This is a genomic window from Anaerovorax odorimutans (assembly GCF_024459955.1).
Taxonomy (GTDB): domain Bacteria; phylum Bacillota; class Clostridia; order Peptostreptococcales; family Anaerovoracaceae; genus Hominibacterium; species Hominibacterium odorimutans_A.
Window position 1 is genome coordinate 40,243 of record NZ_JANFXK010000014.1, and the last position, 12,011, is coordinate 52,253.

The 12,011-nt window shown below is 47.3% G+C and carries 11 protein-coding genes; 4 read left to right on the forward strand and 7 right to left on the reverse strand.

Going from position 1 to position 12,011, the window contains the following annotated elements:
- Nucleotides 1-43: 43 nt before the first annotated feature.
- The 5 genes from NE619_RS12430 to NE619_RS12450 all read right to left on the reverse strand — a co-directional run bounded on the left by NE619_RS12430 (nt 44) and on the right by NE619_RS12450 (nt 5,751).
- Nucleotides 44-1,309 carry a 4Fe-4S dicluster domain-containing protein gene (locus tag NE619_RS12430; protein ID WP_256132751.1) on the reverse strand — a complete coding sequence of 422 codons (1,266 nt, stop codon included), beginning with the start codon at nt 1,307-1,309 and terminating at the stop codon, nt 44-46.
- Nucleotides 1,310-1,434: 125 nt separating this feature from the next.
- Complete coding sequence (locus NE619_RS12435) at nt 1,435-1,626, reverse strand: hypothetical protein (protein WP_256132752.1); 192 nt, start codon at nt 1,624-1,626, stop codon at nt 1,435-1,437.
- A gap of 132 nt (nt 1,627-1,758) precedes the next feature.
- Nucleotides 1,759-3,042, reverse strand: a complete 1,284-nt coding sequence (locus tag NE619_RS12440; protein WP_256132753.1) for a saccharopine dehydrogenase family protein — start codon at nt 3,040-3,042, stop codon at nt 1,759-1,761.
- A 124-nt stretch (nt 3,043-3,166) separates the two neighbouring features.
- Nucleotides 3,167-4,702 carry a helix-turn-helix domain-containing protein gene (locus NE619_RS12445; protein ID WP_256132754.1) on the reverse strand — a complete coding sequence of 512 codons (1,536 nt, stop codon included), beginning with the start codon at nt 4,700-4,702 and terminating at the stop codon, nt 3,167-3,169.
- A 272-nt stretch (nt 4,703-4,974) separates the two neighbouring features.
- Nucleotides 4,975-5,751, reverse strand: coding sequence for an N-acetylmuramoyl-L-alanine amidase (locus NE619_RS12450; RefSeq protein ID WP_256132755.1), 777 nt, complete (start codon nt 5,749-5,751; stop codon nt 4,975-4,977).
- A 198-nt stretch (nt 5,752-5,949) separates the two neighbouring features.
- Between NE619_RS12450 and NE619_RS12455 the strand changes: the two genes are divergently transcribed.
- Nucleotides 5,950-7,176, forward strand: coding sequence for an alanyl-tRNA editing protein (locus NE619_RS12455; RefSeq protein WP_256132756.1), 1,227 nt, complete (start codon nt 5,950-5,952; stop codon nt 7,174-7,176).
- 296 nt (nt 7,177-7,472) lie between these two features.
- Here NE619_RS12455 and NE619_RS18890 read toward each other — a convergent pair whose 3' ends face one another.
- Nucleotides 7,473-8,576 (reverse strand): 3D domain-containing protein, encoded by a 1,104-nt coding sequence (locus tag NE619_RS18890; protein ID WP_305146634.1) that lies wholly within the window; start codon nt 8,574-8,576, stop codon nt 7,473-7,475.
- A gap of 22 nt (nt 8,577-8,598) precedes the next feature.
- A complete protein-coding gene (locus NE619_RS18895; RefSeq protein ID WP_305146635.1) occupies nt 8,599-9,561 on the reverse strand; it encodes a ubiquitin-like domain-containing protein in 963 nt (320 codons plus the stop codon).
- A 445-nt stretch (nt 9,562-10,006) separates the two neighbouring features.
- On the opposite strand from NE619_RS18895, the gene NE619_RS12475 reads away from it, so the two are divergent.
- The 3 genes from NE619_RS12475 to NE619_RS12485 are packed head-to-tail and all read left to right on the forward strand — an operon-like array spanning nt 10,007 to nt 11,994.
- Nucleotides 10,007-10,375 carry a GntR family transcriptional regulator gene (locus NE619_RS12475; RefSeq protein WP_256132757.1) on the forward strand — a complete coding sequence of 123 codons (369 nt, stop codon included), beginning with the start codon at nt 10,007-10,009 and terminating at the stop codon, nt 10,373-10,375.
- Complete coding sequence (locus NE619_RS12480; RefSeq protein WP_256132758.1) at nt 10,372-11,223, forward strand: ABC transporter ATP-binding protein; 852 nt, start codon at nt 10,372-10,374, stop codon at nt 11,221-11,223. Before NE619_RS12475 ends, NE619_RS12480 begins: the two co-directional genes overlap by 4 nt.
- A gap of 15 nt (nt 11,224-11,238) precedes the next feature.
- On the forward strand, nt 11,239-11,994 hold the full coding sequence (locus tag NE619_RS12485; RefSeq protein ID WP_256132759.1) for a hypothetical protein: 756 nt from the start codon (nt 11,239-11,241) through the stop codon (nt 11,992-11,994).
- The last annotated feature ends 17 nt before the right edge of the window (nt 11,995-12,011 follow it).

The following is a 12,011-nucleotide window of genomic DNA, read 5'->3' on the forward strand; positions in this document are numbered from 1 at the left end:
CAGCCCTCACTATCTTTCCGACAGCGCTTCCCGCTGCAGTCTTTTATCTTTCGAGCAGCATTTCTTTTGATATTTTCACAATGTAATTCAGAGGATTCTTTTCCGGACATACATACGCGCATCTTCCGCATTCCGCGCAGTTCTCCACTCCGGTAGCCTTCAATCTCTTCATATCGTTCACCATAAAGGCGCGATAAACCTCTCCCGGATCCAGGTCTGCGGAGCAGTTCTGCCTGCATATACCGCAGTCCGTACACTTTTCAAGGGATGGTGCCTTTGGCTCTCCCAGAGAATCATCGAAAACGAATACTGCCATATTGTCCCGCCCCAGCGGAAGCTGATAGTTTTTCAGCAGCGAAGCAACATCATAGCCTCCCAGAAGGATTTCCCTTGGCGGTGTTTTTTTACCGGTGCAGTACAGGGAGATATCTTCGATGGTGGCGCCCAGCGGAGTAAGAATATTTCTGACACCGGTCCTCTCAGTATCGGTAATCGTAATCAACTTGTAAGTTACCGGAACGCCCTCCTGAATGTACCTGCCAAGCGCGCTAAAGGAAACAATATTGGCAACCAGTACCCCCATATCCGTCGGCAGCATTCGGGCATCTAAGAGCTCTCCTGTGGTTTCAAATACCAGGAGCCTGTCGGAGCCCGGCGGGCAAATATGTTCCAGAGGAACAATTTCAATGTTGTTCAGGTCTTTTTCTTTGAGATACCAGGCCAGACAGGCAATGGCATCTTTCCTCCCCTCAATGATTCCGATGAAGCATTTTTTGAGTCCAAGATATTTCATAGTCATGCAGATCGTATCAATGATTATTTCAGCGTGCTTTTTAATGACAGAAATCTCCACGTCGCTGTACTCCATCCATTCGGCAGCGTTAACTACCAAAGTATCCAGACGGTCCAATTCATGCTTTTCCATTTGCAGACAGGTTGCCAGCGTAATACCCTCGATTCCCCGAATACCGCAGCTCTCCACAGCCCGCAGGAAGTCGTTTCTGTCCTTGATTTCCAAAGGTCGGAGTCCCTCCCACAGTTCCTGCTTCCCATCTGTTTTTATTTTGACAAATTCACTTTCCATTGTACCGAAGTCGTTGCACATCACATAATCCTCGATGTATCCGGATACGCTGGAACATACTACGGAATTATATATGCCGCTGTACGAAACAATCGGCTGCCCAACTTTTATATGTTCGCCCTTATCGGCGCGCACAGCCTCACCCCTGCGAAAATCGTGATCCACTTTGATGTAAACATATTCGGGTGTTGGCATTACTTCAAAATCTCTGTTTAAGCCTAACATGATACTCACCTTTCCCTTTCTATCTTCTCGGTTATCCTCTCCTCCGTCTGGAATTGCACAAAATTCTGTACAATTTTATTATAGAAGAATATAAAAGAAAATGCAATAGATTTAGTCAGAATTTTCTAAATTTTTGTCGCACTTTTAAGACTGTCCTGCCGCAGCCCGGCTGCGGCGGAGAGCGGGGTTGGGATGGGCTGCAGGTTTGCGACCAAATCCTGATTTCCCTGATAAATCCCGCAGCCATTGGCCAAAAAGGGACGCCTTGGTCGCAGGACCGCGCATTCGCTTCCCTCCCACATGCTATCTCTATTCATCCCAAAGGCGCCTTACCCGCAGGGCCGCAGGACCGCCGAAAAAAGCACATACCACAAAAGGCGGCCAAAATATGGCCGCCTTCAACAGAATCATTTTAAATTATGTACCGTTTTCTATTCGTCTTTCAACTCTTATTTCAGTGCATCCAGAAGTTTCTGTTCGTTGATCATGTCCGCATATTCGGAATCCATTTCTCTGATTCCAGCCGGGAATTCATACTTAGCCAGTCTTTCTACGAATGGATCTGGATCGAAGTGCTCCGGTCCCCATGCGCCTGCGTCGCTCCAGATTCCCTTTGCGATCAGTTCCATCATGATCACTGGACCTACTGCTGTCTGTGCTACTACAGAGTTTGTAGTATACTTCTTGATACATTCCTGATTGTCCGCGATCTGATACAGGTAGATGGATCTGTATTTTCCGTCTTTCCATCCTGTTACCCATGTTCCCGCGCAGCCTTTTCCTGTCATGGTCATCGTTGCGTCTACCGGGCTAGGAATTACCTTACATACGAAGTCTCTCGGTGTGATTTCGCTGTCGCCAACCTTGATCTTGGTCTTCTTGTCGGACAGGCCGTATTCGAAGAGAACCATCAGTTTCTTTCTGAAGTCAGCCGGAACACCGTATTTGAACGTACATCTGTTACAATCGATTTCTCTCGGTACCAGCAGTACTTCTTCGTGCTCTACGTTGATTACTTCAACATCGCCGATTCCGCCAGGGAAGTTGAAGATTTCAGGTTCGGAGAACTGTTCTGTACAGAACCAGTGTCCATCCGGGTATTCTTCGTTCTTTTCCCAGATTACTGGCGGCTGCAGACATTCTTCGATAGTCGTCCATACGGAGAATCCGAAGTCGGAATCTGTGTTTCCATAGTTGTCTCCGTCTCTTACGTTAACTTCATCGATCTTGTCAAACAGGTGCTTTTCTGCGTATTTCGCGAATACGTCAGCCATACCTGGCTCAACGCCGGAACCGCAGATTGCCGTAATTCCCGCTTTTTCCCAATCCTTCTGCTTTGCGAACTGGTAGTCGCCCAGTTTGATGTTAGCCAGCTCGTAAGGCTTTTCCGGATGCTCGGTACCCAGAGTCATAGCGCAGTCCAGATATCCGATTCCTGCTTCCAGACAAGTATCGAAAATGGTTTCGTTCATTCTTGGATCACAGGCGTTCATTGCGAACGTGATGTCGTGTTCCTTAGCAACGGCCTTGATGCTTTCAGGATCCATGGCATTGATCTGTGCAGGAACGAATTTTCCGCCGCCGCAGATTTCATTGGCAACTTTCTTCGCTCTTTCGAAATCGTAGTCAGCCACTACTACTTTTTCCGCCCAGTCACCTTCTGCTCCTCTTAACTGAATAATTTTTGCTGCGGATGTTCCTACGCCGCCTGCTCCGATAATAAGTAATTTCATCTTCCTACCTCCAAACATTTTTCTTAAAACATAAATCCATGTCTTAAATTTGATAGGTTAATCTTATCAGAGATATCTGAAAATTACAACAATGCATTTGCTATAAATAAATACTTATTTGCTGTTATTTTTTGTCTATCAGCAACAATTCTGCACTGAACCCTTTGAGGGTCGTCCGCAGGCTTAATGTATCGGAGCTGGCGAACTCTCCAAATTCAATCACCGGCATGGACGTCCACTGACTGACGATCTCCTCTCTGCGGCTGAATGTTCCGTGGGGTCTTATAACGTCCTCAAGGTCTGAAATTACTTTGTCCCGGAAGGTTTTGTATCTGGAAATTTTAAATTCTCCGGAAAGCCCTGAACAGCGAACCAGGAATTCGATTTCTTCATCATATTTTTTTATGATATCCAGTGTCGTTTCCTTGCTGGTTGTATTTTTCAAATCCGCCTCTACCGCCTCATTAAAATTATATACTAATATGCTTAAGTTGCTCAATGGTCCCGGATATTTGGAGGCTGTCGTGATGATATAATTCTGTCCCGATGCGATCACGGTTTCGCCCAGGCTCTTTAACAGTTCATACGGTCCGGCCATGGGTTTCATGTTCTCCCGTTCCATCAGCTCCTTCAGCTCCATGGATTTTGCCCGGTATCCCATATAGTCGTCGTGGATATTCACATCGACGATGATCGGTTTGGCTTTCTGCTTATTAATATAGTCGGTGTAAACACCCTTTACCTGCTGCCGTATGGCTTCCTCGATCTCTGCCGGCGTACTGCGGGTGTATTGGGCGTGGGTCTCTCTGCTGATAACCTTTCCGGTAAACTGCTTTCTGTATTCCAGCGGGTGCATACCGTACCAGGTTTCAAAATGCTTGATATAATACCTGACAGCTGAAAATCCGGTCTCTTCCGCAATAGCCCCGATTTTTTTATTGGTACCCAAAAGCAGCTTTTCCGACTCCTCTACCCGGATAAAGCTCAAAAGATCCTGAAAACTCAGGCCGGTCGCTTCCTTTATGACATGGGAAAGATAATAGATGCTCAGATGCTCGCGATTGGCGATTTCGTTAAGCGTCAGCTTTCTGGAATAATTATCGTACATATAATCGGTGATTCTGTTCAGGCGGCCTGCCAGAATCTTGTTGCCTTTGTTTTTGGCCTCGTTGACAAACTTTCCGTCCTCCATGACAAAATACTGAAAGTCGGACATAAGGCAGGCGATGAGGTTATGGGTGCTCTCAATGACCTTATGCTCGTATCCATATCCTTTCTGCAGGATCTCCATCATGATCCTGGCAAGAATGTTTCTGAGAATTTCCAGGCTTTCGTCGCTGTCGTCCTCCATATCTGTAACGAAAAAATTGTTCCTGAGATTATCATAGTATTTCGAAAAATAAGTAAGGTCCAGCTGGAGCATCATCACCATGTTTTTTTCTCCGGTATTGGTGAAGCTGTGCATCTCTCTGTCGTTAAGGATAAAAATGTCACCTTGTTTCAGGGTATATGTATAGTAACCGTTCCGAAGGACCACACTGCCTTCCAGCACATATACCACTTCCATGTCATCGTGAAAGTGGATGGGATATTCTTCAATGTTCGCCACTACCACGCTGACGGGCAATTCGTTCTTATAAATATTCTTTTCTTTTAACAACCCTTTATCCTCCTTGTTCCTCAAAAAAATTTTCTTTTGTTTTTTGCCCACATTATGTAAACCCATGTTCTCCTTTTAAAAGAACGTTTTTCAACAACTTCAAATGTGGCTAATTTTAAGGTTTTCGACGTTTATCCACACTTTTTTCTAAATCGTATACAATCTTATCCCAAGCTGCCTGTGGAAAATTCAATCAAGAATAATCCATTGTTTTCAACGTTTTCTCTGTCAAGACCTTTTTCCGTCCCACCAGTTATCCACACCCTGTTCTGTTATATCCCACTTTCCTTGGTTTTCTCGGAATTATCAACAATTCTGATATTTTTTCTGGGCGTTTTTCCGGAAAATTCCGTAATTCCCTCGAAGATTCCTTTCGCCAGTTTTTGTTGATACTGGCTGCTTTCCAAAAGCTTTGCTTCATCCGGGTTGGAGAGAAATCCGCACTCGATGATCGCAATGGGCGCAGTCACTTCCTTAAAGAGAAACACATCCGATTTGGGGAGCGCCACTCTCTTCCTGCTGTTTTCCAGAGTCGCTCCAACTGTATCCTGAAGGATTTCGGCCAGCTTTTTGCTCTTTTTCAGAACCTCTTCCTCTCCGCCTGAACCGGGATAGAAAACCTGCATGCCTCTGACCGACGGATCTTCTTTAAAGCTGTTCAGATGAATACTTACTGCCAAAACCGGATTCGTCTTCTTAATCAGCTCCCGCCTTGCTTTCAGATCCTGGGTTTTAAGACTGCGAATCGCTCCGCTGCCCTCTTCATAGAGCCCCGTATCCGTTTCCCTGGTCATAACCACTTGCCACCCGGCCTTCTCAGCCAGTGCTTTTACCTCCTGGGAGATCGCCAGGTTAATGGCCTTTTCCGAAACGCCCTGCCCGCTTTCAGCGCCTCCGTCTATGCCGCCGTGCCCCGGATCGATGAGCAGAACATCCGTCCCCATGACACTTTCCACCTTGGCAGCAATCTGATTGTATCCCGGCACAAAAGCCGTCGCGAAAAGCAGCAAACCTATACAGATACCTGCCTGTATCAGTCTTTTTTTCATTACTCCACCTCATTTCATTGGAAAGACTCCTTTGAAATTGTATGAAGCAAACCGCTCACTTATTCTACAGCAAATTAGTACAGGTTTCTTTTATTATATAACAAGTTGATTTATTTGGACAGCCTAACATTTGACTTTTTTGCATAATTTATATTACAATCTTTTTATTGAACTATCAATTGAAATAAGGAGTCGCCTATGAACACGATAAAACTGTATCAGCAAGATGTATATCAAAGAGAATGTGAGGCTGCGGTAGCCGGCGTAGAGCAGGATACGGTCCTTTTAGACCGGACTGTCTTTTTCCCCACAGGGGGCGGCCAGAGCTGTGATCTTGGAACCATTGACGGATTGGAAGTAACCGAGGTTTATGAAAAGGATGATCTGGTGTATCACCGTCTTGCCTCTCCGGCCCCGTTTAAAGAGGGGCAGCAGGTACACTGCCGGATTGACTGGGAAAGGCGCTTTGACAATATGCAGCGCCACTGCGGCGAACACATTCTGTCGGGTATCTGCTACCAGCTGTTCGGTGGTGTCAACCGCGGATTTCATATGGGACAGGACTATATGACCATAGATATCTCTCTGGAGGAAAACCCGCAGATAAAGGAAGTCACCTGGGAAATGGCAAAGCAGGCCGAGCTGGCCGCCAATGAAGTGGTCTGGTCCGATGCGCCTGTAACAGTGCGGCGCTTTGAGACCCGTGAGGAAGCGGAAAAAATGCCACTCCGTAAAGCCCTGGCGATTGACGAGGAAATCTCCATCGTCTGCGTGGGAGATGAAAAAAACGCAGCCGACTGCGTGGCCTGCTGCGGGACACACCCCGCATGGGCCGGACAGGTGGGGATCATCAAGCTCTACAAGGTTGAGCACTACAAAGGCATGTTCCGAATCTATTTTGAGGCGGGAAAACGTGCGCTTATGGATTACGACCAAAAGCATGATTTAATCACCGCCCTGGGCAACCGCTATTCAGCCGGCGTCGATGATCTGATGGACAAAATCAAGTCCCGTGAGGAAAAAACAAAAGCCGTGAAAAACGAGCTGCATGTTCTGCGGCAGTCTGTAATCCAGGAAAGAATTGAAGCCATCCGCAGCGACCTTGCCAGTGCAGAAAGCGGAGATGCTCCCGGCCGCGAAGGCATCTTCATATATGAATATGACGATATGAAAACCGACGATCTTCTCAACATCGGCCGTCCTCTCATCGGAGAGATCCCCAAACTGCTTCTGATCGTTTCCCCGCAGGATAATACCCTGCTGCTTTTCTCTGACGGCGGCATCGACTGCGGCAAGCTGGTAAAAGAGAACGCTTCTATCTATAACGGAAAAGGCGGCGGCAATGCTTCCTCCGCCCGGGCGATCTTCCCCAAGCGGGATGGACTGGATACCTTCATCGATCTTTTGGAGAAGCATCTGCGGTAGTTGCGGCTACGCATTTTCCAACATTTCGGGGGGGGCCAGGCCGGTCGGCAAAGTCAGCAGCTGGGTACGGGAAGCTGTGCTGGAAAGCGGACTGACCGCTGACGAGAAACGGCCTCTATGGAATTAAATGGTAAAACGTGTACAAATATGGGATTTGCTAAACTTTGTACACGTTTTGGAATATTTTGGATTGGTACAACAAGATGAGGCACCCGGGAGCCGGGCGAAGCCAAAAGGCGCCGCATCCCCAAGAAAAAAAGAAACTGCCACTTGAAAGTGAACAGTTTCTTTTTTTCTTATTTTCTCACATCTACATAGACCGTTTTATATTTTACACCCCACTTATAGCATTTGCTGCTGGAGTTCATATACAGATCCACAGTCTTGCCTTTGATATTTCCGCCGGTGTCCTCGGCCCTTGCGTGTCCGTAGCCATCTACATATACCTTGGTTCCCAGAGGAATGACCTTTGGATCTACTGCTATGGCTCCGACTCTGGCTTTGGTTCCCATGGCTGTCCTGCCGCCGCCGCTGTAAGCATAGGCTTTAACGACAAATTTCTTTTTATAGGAAAAGCCCTTCTTATGCGTCTTCAGCTTAACCTTTTTCGCCTTGGCGGATGCCGGGGCGGAGTAAGCGGCGAAAACTTTCTTGCCTTTTATTTTTTTATACGCTCTTACTTTATAGTAATAGCTCTTGCCGCCTTTTAATTTCGAATTGGTAAAGCGGGTAATTTTACCTTTGTTTATGGTCTTGATTCTCTTATACTTTCCATTTTTGGAGCCGCTGCGATATACGTGGTAGCCGGAAGCGCCGCTGATCTTTTTCCAGGTCACAGTGATCTTTTCTTCCCCGGCCTTCGCCTTAACTACCGTCTTCACAGGTCTTGCTTTTGCGGATACGGTCTTGGAGTAGCCGCTCTGAACGCTGCCGCTGTAAGCCCTTACTTTATAATAGTAGGTCTTGCCTGTGGTGCGCTTTTTATTGTTATAGCTGGTCTTACCGCCCTTGACGGTAGCGATCTTCTTATATTTGCCGTTTTTCTTAGTGGAACGATAGACCCTGTATCCGCTGGCGCCTTCGACTTTTTTCCATTGGATTTTGATGGTCTTCATACCCACGCTCTTAGCCTTAACTCCTGCCGGAGCTGCCAGAGTTTTGGGTGCCTGGCTGGCGGCGGGTGCCTGAGTTGATGTTGTCTCCTGCGTCGCTGCCTGCGAGAAAGTCTGCGCTCCCCTTGTCTGCTGCGATGCCGCGGCTGTTTCGCCTGCCGGTTCTGTTTCCGCGGTCTCCGCCGTTTCCGCAAAAGCGGACAGCGGGGTAAAAACAGTCATCAGCATTATCGCTGACACTGAGAGTGCTCCCAATCGTCGTGCTTTGCTTACTTCTTCTTTTTTCATACTCCCTCCTTTGCTGGCTCAGTTATTCACTGAGGATATAAATTGTTACATTTCTAACGCCCCAATTGAGGCATTCGCTCTCTGAATTTTTGTAGACGTCGATGGTATTGCCTTTGATGTTTCCGCCGGTATCCTCGGCTCTGGCAAAACCGTAGCCCTCCACATATACTCTTGTACCCAGCGGGATTACGCTTGGATCCACTGCGATTTCACCGACTCTGGCCTGGGTCCCCATGGCTGTTCGGCCGCCGCCTGTATAAGAGTAGGCTTTAACAGTAAATTTCTTTGTGTATTCTTTGCCCTGAATGGTTCCTCTGGTGCTCTTGGCGACCAGCTTGTTGACCGGTTTGCTGATTGTTTCCCGCTCCAATTCCCTGCGGGCAATTTCCTTTCCGTCGGAATAGGTGATTTCATAGACAACTCTGTCCTGCCCCTTCTCTCCCTTTTTAACGACTTTTGTCGTTCCTGCGGGCAGGTCGTTATCACCTTTCGTCTTAGTCTTAAAGTCTATTTCTTCCGTGACCTCTTCCTTTGCGGTGGTGATCCGGTTGATTACGATTTGAGCTCCTGCTGTCAGCGGTTCATTCAGCGCCGGGCTGACCTTATCCGCTTCACCTACCTTGATTTTGTGGTATTTCAGCGCGTCCCCCACCGTCTTGGGCAGAGCTTTTAGTTCCTCGGTTTTCCCATCTGCCTGCAGGGTGAATTCAACGGCCTTCCTGACCTTAACTTCCGCTCCGTCTGTCAGAGGCTTGTCTATGCTTGGCGTAACGGAATCTTCCTTGACTAATTCGATATTGTTCTCTTCCAGCAGCTCAGCCACATCGTAACTGTTGGTTTCAATGGCTTGAGTCTGCCCGTCCACCACCAGCCGCACCTCTTTCGAAACCAGCTGTGTCAGCAGCAGGAAAGCCAGTGCGATAATCACAAGCAGCATTCCCAGGCATATTATCAGCATTTTGTGGTCTGCGAGTTTTTTAATCATAGGCTGTCCTTTATCCTTTGCATTCTCCTGAAAAGAAAAAACAGTGTATTCTTTATAAATACACTGTGCAAAAATTATTATAGCAAACTGATGAGCTCTGTCAAGTTTTTGCCCCTCCCCACAGCCGGAATCACATTGTAACGTTTTTGGAATTCCAACGTTTCCATCCATTTCAAAAAGTTATCGTAAAAAACCCCATTTTTACGTAAAAAAGTTACCGCAGACAGGCCGTAGGCATGCTCAAATCCGTTCAGTCCGCTCGCTATGGCCGGCATCATACTGTTTTCTGTTCAACCGCTCGTATTCAACAGAAATTTATTCTTTTCTATAAATCCCCTTGACAGTCACAACTGCCTATGACATAATACCACTATAGTTAGTTACTCAAGTAATTAACCACTTAACAAATTAAGTTATGTTCGTATAACAATAAAGGAGGGATCACATGAAACTTGACTTTGAATCAAGTAAGCCCATATTTCTGCAGATCGCAGAAGGCGTTGAAGACGCTATTCTTTCCGGGGCTTTCCCTGAAGGAGAACAGATCCCCTCGATCACAGAGCTTTCGGCCAGCTATAAGATCAACCCGGCCACGGCTTTGAAGGGGATCAACCTACTCGTTGATGAAGAAATCGTTTATAAGAAAAGGGGTGTGGGCATGTTTGTAAATCAAGGAGCAACGGAAAAATTGCAGCAGATCAGACGGGAACAGTTCTTCGACAGCTATATCGCCGGACTGGTGGAAGAGGCCAAGCGTTTGGGACTGACTGCCGAAGATATAAAAACTATGATTGAAAGGGGATTCAGCAAATGAACTGCATTGAGTTAAAAGACATATCCAAAAGCTTTGGCGCCACACAGGCGCTGCGCGGTGTATCCCTGCGTTTTGAAGAGAATAAGATCTATGGTCTTTTGGGAAGAAACGGTGCCGGGAAGTCCACGCTGCTCAACATCATCGCCAACCGCCTGTTTGCCGATACCGGCCAGGTCAGCGTAAACGATCTGCCTGCCGTGGAAAACGACAAAGCTCAGCAGATGATCTACCTGATGAGTGAGCAGACCCTTTATCCGGAAAAAATGAAAATCCGGGAAGTCTTCAAATGGACGAAGAATTTCTATCCTGATTTCGATGCGGCCTATGCACAGAATCTGGCGGCGCAATTCGGGCTGGATACCAAAAAGAGGGTAAACTCCCTTTCCACCGGATATTCCTCGATTTTCAAGATCATCATTGCTCTTTCCGTCAACACGCCTTACGTGCTGCTGGACGAACCGGTCCTGGGACTGGATGCCAATCACCGGGACATGTTTTACCGGCTGCTGATTGAAAAATACGGAAACAGACCCAGCACGTTCATCATCTCGACCCATTTGATCGAGGAGGTGTCGGGGGTTATCGAAGATATTGTAATCATAAAAAACGGAGAAATCATCCGCAACGAATCCTGCGAATCCTTATTATCCAAGGGATATACGGTTTCCGGGAAGGCCAGTCAGGTCGATGCCTTTATCGAGGGGAAAGAGGTCATTGGCGTTGATAGCCTGGGCGGCTTGAAAACGGCCCACATTATGGGCGTGCCTGATCGCCGGGAAATTCCGGAGGATCTGGAAGTAACCAAGCTGGATCTGCAGAAGCTGTTCATTCAGCTGACCAATTCTTAAGGAGTGTGATTGTATATGAACATATTAGCAAGCTACCGCTATCAAATGGCGGACCATAAAAAGGCGATCCTCATTTTCTATCTGGTGATCATCGGGCTTTTCGTCGTCTCCGGCCTGAGTTCGGCTCTCGTCACCACAGGTGCGGGCGAATCGTATACCCGCTCTGTCAACGGCAATGAAATGGCAACGGTCATTTTTCTCTTTGTCATCGGGCTGTGCACCTTCAAGGAGACCTTTCTCCTGTCCCTGCAAAACGGAGTTTCCAGGAAAACGCTCTTCTCCGCGAAAATCGTTACCATGCTGTCTGTGGCGGCAATCATGGCTCTGGTCGATAAGGTGATCGGCCTGATCTCTCTGGCAGCTTTATCCTTGACCAGCAAGGGGGTTATCGCAGTAACCTTTTATGAAGGTTTGTACCCTGCCCAAACTGCCAATACCAGCGCTTTTGTGATCCATCTGGAAAGCTTTTTCTTCGAGTTCGTTCTGGCTCTGGCTGCTATGGCTGTGGGATATTTTATCACCATTATGTTTTACCGCCTTGCCAAAACCGGTAAGGTTATCGTGGGCGCAGGGGTTCCGGTGCTGTGTTTTATGATTATTCCCTGGCTGGATACCCATTTCTTTAACGGCAGGCTCACAATGGCTTTCGCACGTTTCATAGTTGCGGCTGCCTGCACGCCGTTCCGCGTAGTGCTCACCAGTCTGGCAGTGTTTATCCTTTTCAGCGCGCTTTCCTATCTTCTGATGCGAAAAGCCGTTGTCAAACGCTGAAAAGCGATTAATTAGCA

Coding starts and splice junctions, on each gene's coding strand:
- NE619_RS12455 (WP_256132756.1), top strand. CDS start 5,950: ATGAACACGATAAAACTGTATCAGCAAGATGTATATCAAAGAGAATGT.
- NE619_RS12480 (WP_256132758.1), top strand. CDS start 10,372: ATGAACTGCATTGAGTTAAAAGACATATCCAAAAGCTTTGGCGCCACA.
- NE619_RS18890 (WP_305146634.1), bottom strand. CDS start 8,576: ATGAAAAAAGAAGAAGTAAGCAAAGCACGACGATTGGGAGCACTCTCA.
- NE619_RS12485 (WP_256132759.1), top strand. CDS start 11,239: ATGAACATATTAGCAAGCTACCGCTATCAAATGGCGGACCATAAAAAG.
- NE619_RS18895 (WP_305146635.1), bottom strand. CDS start 9,561: ATGATTAAAAAACTCGCAGACCACAAAATGCTGATAATATGCCTGGGA.
- NE619_RS12440 (WP_256132753.1), bottom strand. CDS start 3,042: ATGAAATTACTTATTATCGGAGCAGGCGGCGTAGGAACATCCGCAGCA.
- NE619_RS12475 (WP_256132757.1), top strand. CDS start 10,007: ATGAAACTTGACTTTGAATCAAGTAAGCCCATATTTCTGCAGATCGCA.
- NE619_RS12435 (WP_256132752.1), bottom strand. CDS start 1,626: ATGAATAGAGATAGCATGTGGGAGGGAAGCGAATGCGCGGTCCTGCGA.
- NE619_RS12450 (WP_256132755.1), bottom strand. CDS start 5,751: ATGAAAAAAAGACTGATACAGGCAGGTATCTGTATAGGTTTGCTGCTT.
- NE619_RS12430 (WP_256132751.1), bottom strand. CDS start 1,309: ATGTTAGGCTTAAACAGAGATTTTGAAGTAATGCCAACACCCGAATAT.